This window comes from Collinsella sp. AM17-1 (genome assembly GCF_003470665.1).
Classification (GTDB): domain Bacteria; phylum Actinomycetota; class Coriobacteriia; order Coriobacteriales; family Coriobacteriaceae; genus Collinsella.
In genome coordinates this window covers 39112-53602 of sequence record NZ_QRJZ01000014.1, presented here as the reverse complement: position 1 = coordinate 53602, position 14491 = coordinate 39112, and the positions used below count along the sequence as shown (strand labels likewise).

Annotated in this window: 14 protein-coding genes and 3 tRNA genes; 7 read left to right on the top strand and 10 right to left on the bottom strand. The window is 60.1% G+C overall.

Features of this window, described 5'->3' with window-relative positions; translation table 11 throughout:
* Nucleotides 1-97: 97 nt before the first annotated feature.
* A complete protein-coding gene (locus DW195_RS07380; protein ID WP_118206334.1) occupies nt 98-1279 on the bottom strand; it encodes a pyridoxal phosphate-dependent aminotransferase in 1182 nt (393 codons plus the stop codon).
* Nucleotides 1280-1445: 166 nt separating this feature from the next.
* Here DW195_RS07380 and DW195_RS07375 point away from each other — a divergent pair.
* From DW195_RS07375 to DW195_RS07365, 3 genes are all read left to right on the top strand, one after another.
* A tRNA-His gene (locus tag DW195_RS07375) sits at nt 1446-1522 on the top strand.
* Between the two features lie 22 nt (nt 1523-1544).
* Nucleotides 1545-1620 (top strand) — tRNA-Lys (locus DW195_RS07370).
* A 43-nt stretch (nt 1621-1663) separates the two neighbouring features.
* Nucleotides 1664-1739: transfer RNA gene (locus DW195_RS07365), tRNA-Lys, on the top strand.
* A 194-nt stretch (nt 1740-1933) separates the two neighbouring features.
* On the opposite strand, the gene dinD is transcribed toward DW195_RS07365, so the two are convergent.
* From dinD to DW195_RS07345, 4 genes are all read right to left on the bottom strand, one after another.
* Nucleotides 1934-2794 carry a DNA damage-inducible protein D gene (gene dinD / locus DW195_RS07360; RefSeq protein ID WP_117778426.1) on the bottom strand — a complete coding sequence of 287 codons (861 nt, stop codon included), beginning with the start codon at nt 2792-2794 and terminating at the stop codon, nt 1934-1936.
* Nucleotides 2795-2955: 161 nt separating this feature from the next.
* Nucleotides 2956-4482 carry an FAD-binding protein gene (locus DW195_RS07355; RefSeq protein ID WP_118206333.1) on the bottom strand — a complete coding sequence of 509 codons (1527 nt, stop codon included), beginning with the start codon at nt 4480-4482 and terminating at the stop codon, nt 2956-2958.
* A 254-nt stretch (nt 4483-4736) separates the two neighbouring features.
* Entirely contained in the window at nt 4737-5741 is a 1005-nt protein-coding gene (locus DW195_RS07350; protein WP_117640944.1) for a GGGtGRT protein, read from the bottom strand.
* 18 nt (nt 5742-5759) lie between these two features.
* Nucleotides 5760-6494 (bottom strand): iron-sulfur cluster assembly scaffold protein, encoded by a 735-nt coding sequence (locus DW195_RS07345; protein ID WP_006235554.1) that lies wholly within the window; start codon nt 6492-6494, stop codon nt 5760-5762.
* 403 nt (nt 6495-6897) lie between these two features.
* On the opposite strand from DW195_RS07345, the gene DW195_RS07340 reads away from it, so the two are divergent.
* On the top strand, nt 6898-7707 hold the full coding sequence (locus DW195_RS07340; protein WP_118206332.1) for a transposase: 810 nt from the start codon (nt 6898-6900) through the stop codon (nt 7705-7707).
* 65 nt (nt 7708-7772) lie between these two features.
* Here the strand turns inward: DW195_RS07340 and sufU are convergent, their stop codons facing one another.
* The 5 genes from sufU to sufC are packed head-to-tail and all read right to left on the bottom strand — an operon-like array spanning nt 7773 to nt 13018.
* Entirely contained in the window at nt 7773-8207 is a 435-nt protein-coding gene (sufU, locus tag DW195_RS07335) for a Fe-S cluster assembly sulfur transfer protein SufU (protein ID WP_117821356.1), read from the bottom strand.
* Entirely contained in the window at nt 8200-9525 is a 1326-nt protein-coding gene (locus DW195_RS07330) for an aminotransferase class V-fold PLP-dependent enzyme (protein WP_199576340.1), read from the bottom strand. The genes sufU and DW195_RS07330 overlap by 8 nt, the downstream gene beginning before the upstream one ends.
* Nucleotides 9522-10793: a SufD family Fe-S cluster assembly protein gene (locus tag DW195_RS07325; RefSeq protein ID WP_118206331.1), complete on the bottom strand. Its 1272-nt coding sequence runs from the start codon at nt 10791-10793 to the stop codon at nt 9522-9524. Before DW195_RS07325 ends, DW195_RS07330 begins: the two co-directional genes overlap by 4 nt.
* Entirely contained in the window at nt 10793-12205 is a 1413-nt protein-coding gene (gene sufB / locus DW195_RS07320; RefSeq protein WP_118206330.1) for a Fe-S cluster assembly protein SufB, read from the bottom strand. The genes DW195_RS07325 and sufB overlap by 1 nt, the downstream gene beginning before the upstream one ends.
* 12 nt (nt 12206-12217) lie before the next feature.
* Nucleotides 12218-13018 carry a Fe-S cluster assembly ATPase SufC gene (gene sufC, locus DW195_RS07315; protein ID WP_118206329.1) on the bottom strand — a complete coding sequence of 267 codons (801 nt, stop codon included), beginning with the start codon at nt 13016-13018 and terminating at the stop codon, nt 12218-12220.
* A 220-nt stretch (nt 13019-13238) separates the two neighbouring features.
* Between sufC and DW195_RS07310 the strand changes: the two genes are divergently transcribed.
* Genes DW195_RS07310 through DW195_RS07300 form a run of 3 tightly spaced genes read left to right on the top strand, consistent with a single transcriptional unit; the run spans nt 13239 to nt 14372 of the window.
* Nucleotides 13239-13670: an Rrf2 family transcriptional regulator gene (locus DW195_RS07310; RefSeq protein WP_055310594.1), complete on the top strand. Its 432-nt coding sequence runs from the start codon at nt 13239-13241 to the stop codon at nt 13668-13670.
* Nucleotides 13671-13678: 8 nt separating this feature from the next.
* On the top strand, nt 13679-13966 hold the full coding sequence (locus DW195_RS07305) for a nucleotidyltransferase family protein (protein WP_006235563.1): 288 nt from the start codon (nt 13679-13681) through the stop codon (nt 13964-13966).
* Nucleotides 13953-14372, top strand: a complete 420-nt coding sequence (locus DW195_RS07300; protein ID WP_117638111.1) for an HI0074 family nucleotidyltransferase substrate-binding subunit — start codon at nt 13953-13955, stop codon at nt 14370-14372. The genes DW195_RS07305 and DW195_RS07300 overlap by 14 nt, the downstream gene beginning before the upstream one ends.
* Nucleotides 14373-14491: the final 119 nt, after the last annotated feature.

Below are 14491 nucleotides of genomic sequence, written 5' to 3'. Positions count from 1 at the left end.
AGCCATAAAAAAGCCTCCCATTCTTGTGTCCAAGAAATGGGAGGCAGTTCACGGGCGGTGCGGGGCTTCTTTAGTTACTTTAGTTGCCGGGCCGTTCTTACCCGCGCGGCTTGATTTTATCACGTAGCGACTTGAGGTTCTCCAGTGCCGCGTTAAGCGTCTCGTCTCGCTTGGCAAAGTGGAAACGAATCAGATGGTTGACGGGCTCGCGGAAGAAGCTCGAGCCGGGCACGGCGCCCACACCCACCTTAGACGCGAGGTCCTCGCAGAATTCGAGGTCGCTGTCATAGCCAAACTCAGAGATGTCCATCATGACGTAGTAGGCGCCCTGCGGCACGTTATGCTCAAGACCGATGCTATCGAGTCCCTGGCAGAACAGGTCGCGCTTGGCGGTATAGAGATCAAGGACCTCATCGTAATAGCTGTCGTCGAAGTTGAGGGCGGTGACGACGGCTTCCTGCAGGGGAGCGGCGGCACCCACGGTGAGGAAGTCGTGGACCTTCTTGATGCGCTCGGTGATCTGGGCTGGGGCAATGGTGTAGCCCAGACGCCAGCCGGTGATGGAGTAGGTCTTAGACAGTGAGCTGCAGCTGATGGTGCGCTCAAACATGCCGGGCAGCGTGGCCATGTACACGTGCTCGTGGGGCGCGTAGACGATGTGCTCGTAGACTTCGTCGGTGATGCAGTAGGCGTCGTACTTTTTGCAGAGGTCGGCGATAAAGGTGAGCTCCTCGCGGGTAAAGACCTTGCCGCAGGGGTTGGACGGGTTGCACAGGACGATTGCTTTGGGATCGTTGTCGCGGAAGGCCGCCTCGAGGACTTCACGGTCGAAGTCAAAGGTGGGCGGGTTGAGCGGCACATAGATGGGCTCAGCCCCCGAGAGAATGGTGTCAGCGCCGTAGTTCTCGTAGAATGGCGAGAAGATTACGACCTTGTCGCCGGGGTTCGTGACTGTCATCATGGCGGCCATCATGGCCTCGGTGGAGCCGCAGGTGACTACGATGTTCTGGTTGGGGTCAACCGGCATGCCCATAAAATGCTCCTGCTTGGCGGCAAGCGCCTCACGCATGGCCTGGGAGCCCCAGGTGATGGAGTACTGGTGGTAAAGCGGCTTGGGGTCGGTGGCGATGGTGCTGAGGCTCTCGAGCAGCTGCGCCGGGGGATCGAAGTCGGGGAAGCCCTGTGAGAGATTGACGGCGCCGTACTTATTGGAGATGCGCGTCATGCGACGGATGACGGAATCGGTAAATGCTGCCGTGCGGTTGGAGAGTTCTTTCATGCCGGTCCTTTCGAGGATTTGCAGTGGGGCAAGTTTACTCCTATGGAACCGGTGGGATTTGCTCGAAACAGGCTCGAAAAACTCTTTTCAAAATTCTTGAAAATTGGGGCTTGCATCGTGTGGCGTTCCTTGCAATAATAGTCGAGCGCGAAGCGCACAGGACACGGTGGGTGTAGCTCAGTTGGCTAGAGCGACGGGTTGTGGTCCCGTAGGTCGAGGGTTCGAGTCCCTTTACCCACCCCAGTTCTTGCTTCGTGTTGATATCGGGTCGTTAGCTCAGTTGGTAGAGCAGGGGACTCTTAATCCCAAGGTCCAGGGTTCGACCCCCTGACGGCCCACCACACGATATCTCTTCTAAAGTCCGCCACAACGGACTTTAGCTTTGGGTCGTTAGCTCAGTTGGTAGAGCAGGGGACTCTTAATCCCAAGGTCCAGGGTTCGACCCCCTGACGGCCCACCAAAGCATGTTAAGACGGTCAGCGAAAGTTGGCCGTCTTTTTTGTTGACCTTTCATGGGGTCGAACCCGTCGGGGTGCGGAGCTGAGAAAACGCGTAATCGTTTGCCAGCGCAGCGCGCAAGGCGCGAAGCGCCGCAGCGGACGCCTGCGCAGCAGGCTGACCCCCCTGACGGCCCACCAAAGTAACCCGGAATATTTACAAATCGAGTCTACCCTGTGGATCGGTAAAGCCGTCTGTACCCTCCTTGAGTTTCTTCTCGTCTGCCTTCACGCGACGCTCGAGCTTCTTTGTGTCCTCGGCAGGTGGTAGATTTTCGGGGACAATTCCGCGGTCGATGAGGCTGCCACGCACGCTTGTGTTGTTCTCGACGTGCTCTTGCTTGATCTGGTCCAGACCGTACAGGTCGTGTTCCTCGGCGTTGAAGGCCGTCATCGAGTTCGTAAGGTCCTTTGCTTTGATGAGGACATCGGCTAACCTGTCCGCCAATGCCGCGCTCTTGGGTACGCCGAGCTGCTGCTTCATTTCCGCCGTGCTTCTGCCGCCGAATAATGCTTCATCGCCCTTCGACTTGATGATCGCGAATCCTTTGGAGTCCACGCCGCGTTTGAACGCAATACCCGAGAGCTGTTTCTCTGAATCGGATAGCGAGTGGCGCGCCTGCAAACGCTGAATCTCTGCGAAGCGCTGCTCTATGAGCTCTTGGCGGCGCGTCTGCACGGCAAAATATGCCTGGGCGAGCGCGATTTCGGGCTTGTTTGGGTCTCCGTTTTGGGCGATTAAATAGCATGCGTAGCGTGTCAGCTTGTAGTCTTTTACGGCTCGTTTGGCGATGCCGGCATCTACCATTTTGCTGGCCTCAGCAAAATGGGCGGCAACAGGCATTTTATTGGTGTCACACGATGCCATGGATCTCTTAACCGCAGTCTCAAAATTACGCCATTGGGTGTATCCGAGGGGCTCCATTAAATCGCGTGCGAGCCAATACTCAACGCCGTCTTCTACATGGGCGTAGCTGTCAAGTTTGACACGCCACTTCTCGATATCTCTACTGTCCATATCTCCCCCTCGCTGATCTATTGTCTATGCGGGCTTTGCCCGCTCTGTATTCGGAGTAAGGATACGCTGCCGTGCGGACACGTATGGGCCCCGTGCCACTTCGAGTTCACGGGGGCCATAGATATCGATTAGTTGTGTTCTGCTTTAGATAGGTGTTCAGTTTAGTCTGCTCGATAATGGGAACCGAGACTTTCGGTTCGGTTGCGCATGGCTTTGACCATTTCCTGTGCTAGCTGAATCTGCGATTCCAAGCGGGCAAGGGCTGCGACTTGGCTGTCATGAGCGTTTCGCATTCTCAGAGTCGTTGCTTCCGCCTTCAGGCTCTCAATCTCCTGCAGCGCTGTGTAGAGGCCCGTCTCGGTGCGGTTGATCATGCAATAGGTACTCATCGTATGCTTAAGGCTGCGTGTCAGGCGTTCGGCATCTGTTGTGGCAATGCCGTACTGGGGGAGGGCGATATCCGCCTTCAGGGCTGCCTCAGGTGCATTCTGTGCTGCCTGGGCTGCCGATGCGCCCGCGATGCGCCCAAATACGATGCCGTTGGCGCTCGACAGGCCTCCGATGCGATCGGCGCCGTGCATGCCGCCTGTCGCCTCGCCGCAGGCATACAGGCCTTCAACGCCCGTGTACGCAGTCTTGTCTATTTTGATGCCGCCATTGGCAGCGTGGGCATACATCGCCACACGCATCTCGTCGGTCGGTGCGATGCCGTGCTCGTCTTGCAGCCAGGTGGCAAAGGTCTGCACAAACTCGGGGACGTCCTCGCGGGGGAAGTCGTAGTGGAGCGCCAGGCCTTCGGCGCCTGCTTGATCGATGGCAAGATCGATGGCGCGGGAAGCTAGGCGCGAAGTGAAGGGACCATATCCGGAGCGTTGCTCAAGCAGATCGTCCAGCATGTCGTCGGCGATATCGACCGGCTGGTCTACATGTACGTAACGCCAGGTCTTTTCGTTAAAGACAAGGTTTCGCTTAGGCTCGATGAAGCCGGTCATCATCTGCATGAACTCTATATTAGAAAGGGACGCACCGTGCGCCAGCGCGATTCCCTGTGATGAGCTGAGTACGTCGGCGGAAGTGAGGCTGCGCTCGAATAGGCCGCCGGTGCCGCCCGCAGCAATGATAGTGGCCTTAGCTGCCATGGGCACGAGATGCTCGCTTGCGCGGTCGTAGAGTACGGCGCCGGCAATCTTCCCGGTTGTATCCTCAACAAGGTCTATAAGCTCGTGGCGGGGGAGCAGGCGAATGCCGAGCGACTCGATCCGGGTCGTCAGAGCGTCCTCAAGGGGCTTGCGGGTTAGGCCGCGCCACATGCGCGTCTTGTGGTCAAAGCAGGGGATAAACTGCTTTTGCTGAGCGCTCTCAGCGCTTTGCGGACGCTGGAGTTCAACACCCAGATCCTGCTCGAGCCATTGGATTGCCTGAGGAATGCCGTGGACAAACGTCTGGACGAGCGTAGGGTCGGCGACGCCGCCACCAACGGTCTGAATGGTGTCGATGAGGTCCTGCTCATCGTCTTCGTCGACGGGGCCAATAAGGCCGAGGCCCCAGGTTCCGGGGAAGAAGCTCGATCCACTCATAGTCTTGCCGGCGCTTGCCACAGTGACGGTTGCACCCGTGCGTGCCGCTTCGATGGTGGCGCAAAGGCCCGCAATGCCAGATCCAATTACCAGTACATCAGTCGATTCCATCGGATTCCTTTCTCGTCCGGCGCATTGTCGCACGGGTGATCGGCAATGGGGTCGCAAAGACTCGGCAAATCGGTAAAGGGCACATATGGCAGGTGGGCGTCATGGACGCTCTGACGCTCCATCTCATCACATCTCGTATTTCGCCGCAACTGACATATCGGCATTAGCTACCCTGCGTCAGTGTAAAAAAAGAGCCGCCACCTCGAAAGATAGCGGCTCCAAAGCTCAACTATATGAGCATCGCGCGGACGCGATTAGGCCTTGAGGGCCTCCTCGACGGCGACAGCGCAGGCGACGGTGGCACCGACCATGGGGTTGTTGCCCATGCCGATGAGACCCATCATGTCAACGTGCGCAGGCACGGAGGAAGAACCGGCGAACTGGGCGTCGGAGTGCATACGGCCCATGGTGTCGGTCATGCCGTAAGAGGCAGGGCCGGCGCCCATGTTGTCCGGGTGCAGGGTACGGCCAGTGCCGCCACCAGAAGCGACGGAGAAGTACTTCTTGCCAGCCTCGATGCGCTCCTTCTTGTAGGTGCCAGCGACGGGGTGCTGGAAGCGCGTGGGGTTGGTGGAGTTACCGGTGATCGAGATGTCGACGTTCTCGTGCCACATGATGGCAACGCCCTCGCGGACGTCGTCGGAGCCGTAGCAGTTAACGGCAGCACGGGGACCATCGGAGTAGGGGATGGTCTCGACGACCTTGAGCTCGCCCGTGTAGTAGTCGAACTGGGTCTTCACATAGGTGAAGCCGTTGATGCGGGCGATGATCTGGGCGGCGTCCTTGCCCAGACCATTGAGGATAACGCGCAGCGGTTTCTTGCGAGCCTTGTTGGCGTTCAGAGCCAGGCCGATAGCGCCCTCGGCGGCAGCGAAGGACTCGTGGCCGGCCAGGAAGGCGAAGCACTCGGTGTCGTCGGAGAGCAGCATAGCGCCCAGGTTGCCGTGGCCCAGACCGACCTTGCGGTCCTCGGCGACGGAGCCGGGAACGGTGAAGGCCTGGATGCCCTCGCCGATGATGGCGGCAGCCTCAGAAGCGGACTTGGCGCCACGCTTGACAGCGAGAGCGCAACCGAGGGTGTAGGCCCACTCGGCGTTCTGGAAGGCGATGGACTGGGTGTTGTTGACGATCTCACGCGGGTTGAAGCCCTTGTCGGTGCAGATTTGCAGAGCTTCCTCGAGGGAGGCGATGCCGTTGTCGGCGAGGCACTTGTTGATCTTGTCAGCGCGGCGCTCGTAACCTTCGAACGTAACAGTCATAGTTATTTCCCTCCCTTTCTACTCGTGAACCGGGAACACGCTGGCGACGGAGTGAGTCTCCTCGTCGGTGCGCGGGTCGATGTACTTGGCAGCGTTCTCCCACTGACCATAGTGGCCCATAGCGCCAGCGATGGCCTCCTCGGGGGTCTTGCCGGCCTTGACGGCGTCGGTGAACTTGCCGAGGTTCAGGAACTCGAATGCGATGATCTCGTTCTTGTCGTTGAGAGCCATGCGGGTGACGTAGCCCTGAGCGAGCTCGAGGTAACGAGCGCCCTTGGCCTTGGTGCCGAACATGGTGCCGACCTGAGAGCGAAGGCCCTTGCCGAGGTCGTCGAGGGAGGCGCCCACGGGCAGGCCGCCCTCGGAGAACGCGGTCTGGCTGCGGCCGTAAACGATCTGCAGGAAGATCTCGCGCATAGCAACGTTGATGGCGTCGCAGACGAGGTCGGTGTTGAGGGCCTCGAGGATGGTCTTACCGGGAAGGATCTCGGAAGCCATGGCGGCAGAGTGGGTCATGCCCGAGCAGCCGATGGTCTCAACGAGGGCCTCCTCGATGATGCCGTCCTTGACGTTCAGCGTGAGCTTGCAGGCGCCCTGCTGAGGTGCGCACCAACCCACACCGTGCGTAAGACCGGAGATGTCGGAAATCTCCTTAGCCTGGACCCACTTGCCCTCCTCGGGGATGGGTGCGGGGCCGTGGTATGCACCCTTGGCAACGGGGCACATGTTCTCCACTTCCTGTGAGTACTGCATGCCTCTCCTCTCTATCGTGTTGGCGTCCCGTCTGGGGGTCGTGGCTGGCGATTGCCGGGCGACCCTTCGAAAGGGACATGACATGCAGCCCCTATAATACCGCGAAATGCACGGAATATTCGGCGAACGGCTCAGTTTTCGTAGCGAGAAGTCCGGAAGTTTTAATTGAAACGGTTTAACTCTATGTTCTGTGGTCGCGAACTTCAGTAGAGGGGGTTCGTCTTGGGCAAGCTTTTGGTCAGCTCTTGTAAGCGTTGCAGGGGCTGACCTGTTGCAACGGTGCCGTTCGCCGCCTATTTACTGCCTTTGGCCGCGCGAGTCTATTGTTTTGCGTGGATGTTTTGATGGCACGCTTCAATCGTGCTGTATTGGATGGCAAGCAGATCCCGGCGAAGGGAGCGCCATGCAGCGCGTTTGGAGAACGGTTACCGGCTTTTACCATGTCTGTGCCCGCGGTACGGGCAAGCAGCTCATCTTTGAGGGCGACGAAGACCGGTGGGAGTTTTTGGAACTGATGCGCGACTGCTGCCGCGAGGCGGGCGTGACGGTTATCGCCTGGTGCCTTATGGGCAATCACGTGCATCTTGTGCTTGCAGATTACGAGGACGCGATGAGCGCGGCGATGCACCGGCTGCTTTTGACGTACGCGCGGCGGTTCAATAAACGCACGGGGCGCACAGGTCATCTGTTCCAGAACCGTTTTGACCGGCGCTCGCTCGATACCGACTGGCAGGTGATGGAGGCTATTCGCTCCGTACACGCCGATCCACAGGAGGCGGGCGTTGGCCTAATCGAGCGTTATCCCTGGAGCAGCTTTGCGGAGCATTTGCGCGCTTACGACGGTGACGCGGCCGATGTCGCGAGGGGATTTTCTGATCCTTCTTGCGTGCTTGAGCTCTTTGGTTCTGCCGAGGGCTTTATTGCCTATTCGCTTTCGACGCACGACGGCGGCGAGCCAGCGCTGGGCGATATGAAAGAGACGGAGTGGGAACGCCACGCCTTTGCCGGCAAGTTGGCGAAGAGCCTGGGCGTGCCGCTCAACGAACTCAAGACCGTTGCGCCCTCGCGGCGAGACAGAATCATTTTCGCCCTGCACGATGGCGGCTACACGGTGCGCGAGATCGAACGGTATACGGGAATCAGTAAGAGTACCGTCTCTCGTATCGTGCGCGCTTATGCGCGGGTGAAGGCTCAGGCTGAGGGCTCGAAATAGAAAATGGCCGAACCGCTCTTGTCAAGCGATTCGGCCAACAAAATTCTTAAGATTTGGGACAAATACTACTGATTATTTTGTCCCGTGAGCATGCCGTCGAGGGTGCGCCAGGCGAGCTCGGCGCATTTGACGCGGGCGGGCATGTGCGAGATGTCCTGGAGCTGGGCGGCTTCGTCTAGGTCTTCCAGGTCCTCCTCGGAGAGCTGCTCGCCGCGGATCATGGCGAGGAAGAGCCCTGCCAAGCGACGTGCTTCCTCGACCGTCTCGCCGGTGATGAGGTCGGCCATGATATCGGCGCTGGCCTGGCTGATGGCGCAGCCATGACCGGTAAAGGAGGCCTCCTCGATCACGCCGTTCTCGACACGCAGCTGCAAGGTGAGCTCGTCGCCGCAACTGGGGTTGATGCCGTCGTGTTCGTGCGTGGGGGCATCCATCTCGTACTTGTAGTCGGGATGCGAGTTGTGCTCCATAAACGTGGTGGAGGTGTAGAGGTTACCCATTGAACGTGCTCCAAACGTGATGCAGGCCGGCGATGAACTTGTCGATATCGGCCTTGTCGTTGTAGAAGGCCACGCTGGCGCGGCAGCAGGCAAGGTTCTCGACGCCCAGCCAGGTGAGCAGCGGCTGCGCGCAGTGGTGGCCGGCGCGGATGCAGACGCCGTCCATGTCCATGATGCTCGCGACGTCGTGCGGATGGATGCCCTTGACGTTAAAGCTTACGACGCCGTGGTGGTTGTCCCAATAGATGGAGCCGATGATCTGGACAAAGTCGAGCTGCATGAGTTCGCCCATCAGATAGTGGACGAGTGCCTGTTCGCGGGCCTGGATGTTGTCATAGCCCACGGTGTTGACTAGGTAGTCGAGTGCCGCACCCGTGGCGAAGATGCCGGCGGCGTCCTGCGTGCCGGCCTCGAATTTCTCGGGGACGGGCGCCCATACGGCGTCTTGCTCGGTGACCGAATCGATCATCTCGCCGCCGGTGAGCATGGGTGGCATGGCGTTGAGCAGGTCCATCTTGCCCCACAGCACGCCGATGCCCATGGGGCCCATGGCCTTGTGCGCGCTAAAGGCAAAGAAGTCGGCGCCCAGGTCGGTCACATCGACCGGCATGTGCGGCAGCGACTGCGCGCCGTCGACGACCAGGTAGCCGCCGTACTTGTGCACGAGCTTGCCAAGGTTCTTGACCGGGTTCTCGACGCCCAGCACGTTGGAGACCTGTCCCACGGCCAGGATCTTGGTCTTGGGACCCACCTTGGCAAGAACCTCCTCGGTGGTGAGCTGGCCGGTCTTGGTGGGGTAGAGGTAGACGAGCTTGGCGCCGGTCTCGCGGCAGACCTGCTGCCACGGAATCAGATTGGAGTGGTGCTCCATGATGGTGATGACGACCTCGTCACCCGGTTCGAGCACTGTGGGCGCAAAGCTCTTGGCGACCAGGTTGAGCGACTCGCTCGTGTTGCGGGTGAAGACGACCTCGTTGGCCTGGGCGGCGCCGATGACGTCGGCGATCTGCTGGCGCACCTTCGCGATGGCGTCGGTGGCCTCGACGGACAGCGAGTACAGGCCGCGCAGGGGGTTGGCGTTCATGCGCTGATAGAAGTCGCGCTCGGCGTCAAGCACACAGGCAGGGCGCTGCGCGGTGGCGGCGCTATCGAGAAAGGCGATCTCGGGGTGCTGCTGGAACAGCGGGAACTGGCCCTTGTAGGGGTTGGTCTCGATGTCCACGGTGGGCCAGCCGCGCGAAGCCTCGTCGCTGGCGTCGAGCTCCATGGGCTCGGGGGCAGTGCAGGTATCGCATTTAACGTGCTCGGTGTCGATCATGCGAGCTCCTCTTCAAAGTTGTCGATCAGGTTGTTGCCCAGGCGGACGACGGCGGCGCGGGTGCGCTCGTCGGTGGCGGAAAGCGCGGCGTCCTCCAGCTTGGCGCGGATGAACAGGTCCTCGGCGGCGTTTTGGTCAAGACCGCGGCAGGCGAGATAGAACAGCTGCTCGTCGCGGACGTGACCGATGGTGGCGCCGTGGTTGCCGGCGACGTCGTCCTCGTCGCACAGGATGACGGGAACGGTCTTGTTGTCGACGCCCTTGTTGGCCAAAAGCACCGTTTCGCGCTCGGTGCCGGTTGCACCCTTGCAGCCGTGCACGAGGTCGATGGTGCCGCGGTAGACCTTCTTGGACGTGCCAGTCAGCACGCCGTTGGCGTCGATCTCGCACTCGGTCTTGCGACCGCGGTGGCGCAGCTGGTAGTTAAAGTCGCGCACCTGCTCTCGGGCGCCCAGGTAATCGGTATCGATGGTCACCTTGGCGGTATCGCCCAGCAGGTCGCCGGCAAGGCCGGCGGCGCTGGCGCCGGCACCCAGGACGGTGTGCTGCACGTTGACGCGCGCGCCCTCGTCCAGGAACAGGCCGGTGTCGTCGAGCGCGATCCAGCTATCGTCGAGCGTCTGCGTGCAGGTCACGTTGGCGGTGGCGTACTCGTGGGCGCACACGCGTAGCGCGGAGCCCACGACACCCTCGCCGGTAACGGGGGAGTCTAGGGCAATATGCAGATCGAGCGTCGACTGGGGACGGGCGACGACGTCGATGGCGGCGATGGCCGCGGCGGCATCGGCACCGCTCACACGTACGGTAACCGTGGCGTGCTGGTATGCGGGCACATCGATGACGATGCGCTTGGTAGCGTGCTCGGCCAAGTAGGCGTAGGCAGCCTCGCCCATGCCGGTTTCGAAGGCCTCAGCGGGGGAGAGTTCCTCCTCGAGCTTGATGGCGCCGGCCTGGTAGATGGAGGTGGCGGGCACGTCGAGCTCGGTCTCGGGCGTGATGCGGGCGCGGTCGGCGGCATCACCGGGGGCGGAGGCGCGGCGCTCGGGGAAGCGCTCGGCCATGGCGTTCATGGCGGCGTCGAACGCGCCTGCCACGCCGGTAAACTGTTCGTCCAAGCCCTCGACCTCAACGGCCTCGGTGGGAGCGGCGGCAAGCTCGTCAGAGAGCTCGAGCTTGGTCTGATTCATCTTCAGCCAGCCCCAAGTGGCAGCTGGCATCGCATTAACCTGCTCAAGGGTGGTAGCAGCGGTGTTGGTGGTCTGTTTCATTATCCGATCGCTCCTTCCATCTCAAGCTTGATCAGGTTGTTCATTTCGACGGCGTACTCCAGCGGCAGCTCCTTGGAGACCGGGTTGGCAAAGCCGTTGACGATCATGGTGCGGGCCTCTTCCTCCGAGATACCGCGGCTCATCAGGTAGAACACCTTATCGTCGCCGATGCGGCCGATGGTGGCCTCGTGGCCGATGTCGACGTTCTTGGCGCGGATGTCCATGGCCGGAATAGTGTCGGAGCGGCTTTGGTCGTCGAGCATCAGCGACTGGCAGCTCACGGTTGCCTTGGAGCCCTCGGCCTTGGGTGTGGCAACGATAGAGCTGCGGAAGGTCTGAATGCCGCCGCTCTTGGAGATGCCCTTGGTCTCGAAGGTTGCCGAGGTCTCGGGCGCGTTGAGCACGACCTTGCAGCCGGTATCGAGGTTCTGACCGGCGCCGGCAAAGGTGATGCCGGTAAAGCTCGACCGGGCGCGGCGGCCGTTGAGCACGCTCATGGGGTAGAGGTAGCCCACGTGGCTGCCGAAGGAGCCGCTGATCCACTCGATGTCGCCGTCCTCGTCCACGCGCGCACGCTTGGTGTTGAGGTTGTACATGTTCTTGGACCAGTTCTCGATGGTCGAGTAGCGCAGGTGCGCACGCTTGCCCACAAAGAGCTCGACGGCGCCGGCGTGGAGGTTGGCCACGTTGTACTTGGGCGCGGAGCAGCCCTCGATAAAGTGCAGGTCGGCATCGTCCTCGACAATGATGAGCGTGTGCTCAAACTGGCCGGCACCTTTGGCATTGAGGCGGAAGTAGCTCTGCAGCGGGAAGTCGAGCTTGGTGCCCTTGGGCACGTAGACAAACGAGCCGCCCGACCATACGGCGCCGTGCAGGGCCGCAAATTTGTGGTCGGTGGGCGGGATGAGCGTCATAAACTTCTCGTGGATGAGCGGCTCCCACTGCGGGTCGTGCAGAGCCTCCTCGATGCCGGAGTACACGATGCCCATCTTGGACGCCGTGTCCTGCATGTTGTGGTAGACCAGCTCGGAGTCGTACTGCGCGCCGACGCCTGCCAGGTAGCTGCGCTCGGCCTCGGGGATGCCCAGGCGCTCAAAGGTGTTCTTGATGTCGTCGGGCACCGACTCCCAGTCGTGCTTTTGGTCGGTGTTGGGCTTGACGTAGGTGACGATGTTGTCCATGTCCAGGCCCTCGATGGAGGGGCCCCACGTCGGATCCGGGAAGCGGTTGAAGATCTCGAGGGACTTGAGGCGCAGGTCGAGCATCCACTGCGGCTCGTCCTTCTTGGCGCTGATCTCGCGCACGATGTCGGGCGTGATGCCGGCGTCGAGGCGCTCGAATCCCTCCTCGCCGTAGGTGAAGTCGTAGAGGCTGCGGTCGATGTCCGCGACCTCGGTGCGGTTCTTGGTCATTGCGTCGCCCCTTTACGCCTGCTGCTCGGCAGCGGCGGCCTCGGCCTGGGCGCGCTGCTCGGCTGCCTCGCGCTCGAAGGTTTCAAAGCCGTTCTTGTCGATCCAGGGGATGAGCGAGGCATCGTCCTCGCGCACGATGTGGCCCTTGACCATAACGTGGACGCGATCGACATCCAGGTGTTCCAGGATGCGCGTATTGTGCGTGATGATGAGCATGGAACCGTCGCAGCTCTTGCGGTAGGCGTCCATGCCGTGGCTGACGGTGGAAAGTGCGTCGACGTCCAGACCTGAGTCGGTCTCGTCGAGGATGGCGAGCTTGGGCTGCAGCAGCAGGAGCTGGAGCATCTCGACCTTCTTCTTCTCACCGCCCGAGAAGCCCACGCCCAGCTCGCGGTTGAGATAGGCGGTATCCATGTTGAGTTCGGCCGCGAGCTCCTTGACGCGACGGCGGAACTCCTTGCCCTTCATCTCCAGGCCGGGGCGGCCGGCAATGCTGGCGCGCAGGAAGCTCGACAGCGGCACGCCAGGGATCTCGACCGGGGCCTGGAAGCTCAGGAACAGGCCGGCGCGCGAACGCTTGTCGGTGCTGAGCTCGGTGATGTCCTCGCCTTCAAAGACGATGTGGCCGTCGTTGACCGTGTAGACGGGGTCGCCCATGACCAGGTGGCCGAGGGTGGACTTGCCGGCGCCGTTGGGCCCCATCAGCACGTGGGTCTCGCCGGCGGCGACGTTAAGGTTGACGTTGTGGAGGATGGTCTTCTCGTCCACGGAGGCGGTCAGACCTTCGATGGAAAGCAGCGGATTTGCGCTCATGCTGTCCCTCTCTGTATATGGTGTACTCATAGGTGTACTAAACCCTAGGAATCTTCTCGGAATAAAGTTACTATGGGTTCGGCGTTAGTCAAGGGAAAACCCGACTAATCCACTCGACTTTTTAGATGTGGGACATAATAATCAGGTTTGTTTGCCCCGCGTGCATGGGATTTGGGACAAACAAGCCTGATTTTGTCCCAGGATCAACGGGAGGGTAGGTATGCTCATTTCTTCTAAGGGCCGCTATGCCCTCCGGTTAATGATCTATATCGCGGCGCTGGGTGACGCCGAGGGCAAGATTGCTTTGCGCGAGGTTGCCGACCGTGAACATATCTCGCAAAAGTATTTGGAGCAGCTGGTTCGTCCGCTTATGAAGGCGGGCCTGCTTAAGAGCGTGCGCGGCAAAGGCGGTGGCTACATGATGGCCAAGGACCCCGCCGAGGTGCGTGCTGGCGACATCCTGCGCGCTGTCGAGGGCAGCACGGCGCCCGTGGCGTGCGACGGCATCGACAACAGCTGCACCCGCAGCGATTTGTGCTCGACCGTCAAGTTCTGGCGCGGCCTGGACGACGTGATCGAAAAGTACGTCGACGGCGTGACGTTGGCCGACCTGGCCGCCGTCCCCGAAATCAACTTTGACATTAAGCTGTAGGGGTGCAAATGGCATCTCTCGACAAGGTGTACAAGCAAATCGAAGTTTTTGCTCGGGAATGTGACGCCGAGAAGGTCGTATTGTTTGGTTCTCGTGCTCGAGGCGACAACTTGCCCAAGAGCGATATTGACATCGCCGTAGCAGGTTGCCGGGATTTCGGCCGTTTCTCATATTTGATCGAGGAACATCTTGATACTCTTTTAGATGTAGATGTCGTCAATCTCGACGAGTCCCTATCGCAGCAATTGCTCGATGAGATTGCCAGGGATGGTGTGATTCTGTATGAAAAAATATGAGAACTTTGTTAGCGCCTTGGCGAATCTTGAGGATGCGCCCAATCAGGATCTCAACAATGATTTTGTTCAGAGTGGATTAATTAATAAGTTCAATCTTCAATTTGAACTGAGCTGGAAGCTCCTTAAGCGTCTGCTCGAGTATGAGGGCGCCACGCTTGCCGCGTCGGGGTCTCCTCGTGCCATCTTGAAGGAGTCGTACCGATTCTACGACTTTATTGATGAGGCAGCCTGGCTAGACATGCTCAGAGACCGCAATACGAACGTCCATATCTATGACAACAAGCTCGCTCAAGATTTGATTCAGCGTATCCTGAACGTCTATATCCCCGCTTTCTGTCAGTTGAGAGACGGGCTGATGGGACGCTACGGCGATCTTCTTCTGGTGCCCGACGACCAGTTTGTTTAATTCCTTTAGATTTCGCGGATTTCGCGGAGGGTTGTTGCCGTTTACCGAGGGGTTGTTGTGCAACAACGGGCGAGCTGCAATACTTACTCTTATCTTTGCAAACTGCACTTTAACTACAC

What these genes read in the sequence shown, in the direction of transcription:
- DW195_RS07305 (WP_006235563.1), top strand. Translation starts at nt 13,679, where the DNA reads ATGGCATCTCTCGACAAGGTGTACAAGCAAATCGAAGTTTTTGCTCGG.
- sufC (WP_118206329.1), bottom strand. Translation starts at nt 13,018, where the DNA reads ATGAGCGCAAATCCGCTGCTTTCCATCGAAGGTCTGACCGCCTCCGTG.
- DW195_RS07350 (WP_117640944.1), bottom strand. Translation starts at nt 5,741, where the DNA reads ATGACTGTTACGTTCGAAGGTTACGAGCGCCGCGCTGACAAGATCAAC.
- DW195_RS07340 (WP_118206332.1), top strand. Translation starts at nt 6,898, where the DNA reads ATGCAGCGCGTTTGGAGAACGGTTACCGGCTTTTACCATGTCTGTGCC.
- dinD (WP_117778426.1), bottom strand. Translation starts at nt 2,794, where the DNA reads ATGGACAGTAGAGATATCGAGAAGTGGCGTGTCAAACTTGACAGCTAC.
- DW195_RS07310 (WP_055310594.1), top strand. Translation starts at nt 13,239, where the DNA reads ATGCTCATTTCTTCTAAGGGCCGCTATGCCCTCCGGTTAATGATCTAT.
- DW195_RS07355 (WP_118206333.1), bottom strand. Translation starts at nt 4,482, where the DNA reads ATGGAATCGACTGATGTACTGGTAATTGGATCTGGCATTGCGGGCCTT.
- DW195_RS07380 (WP_118206334.1), bottom strand. Translation starts at nt 1,279, where the DNA reads ATGAAAGAACTCTCCAACCGCACGGCAGCATTTACCGATTCCGTCATC.
- sufB (WP_118206330.1), bottom strand. Translation starts at nt 12,205, where the DNA reads ATGACCAAGAACCGCACCGAGGTCGCGGACATCGACCGCAGCCTCTAC.
- DW195_RS07325 (WP_118206331.1), bottom strand. Translation starts at nt 10,793, where the DNA reads ATGAAACAGACCACCAACACCGCTGCTACCACCCTTGAGCAGGTTAAT.
- DW195_RS07300 (WP_117638111.1), top strand. Translation starts at nt 13,953, where the DNA reads ATGAAAAAATATGAGAACTTTGTTAGCGCCTTGGCGAATCTTGAGGAT.
- DW195_RS07345 (WP_006235554.1), bottom strand. Translation starts at nt 6,494, where the DNA reads ATGCAGTACTCACAGGAAGTGGAGAACATGTGCCCCGTTGCCAAGGGT.
- sufU (WP_117821356.1), bottom strand. Translation starts at nt 8,207, where the DNA reads ATGGGTAACCTCTACACCTCCACCACGTTTATGGAGCACAACTCGCAT.
- DW195_RS07330 (WP_199576340.1), bottom strand. Translation starts at nt 9,525, where the DNA reads ATGATCGACACCGAGCACGTTAAATGCGATACCTGCACTGCCCCCGAG.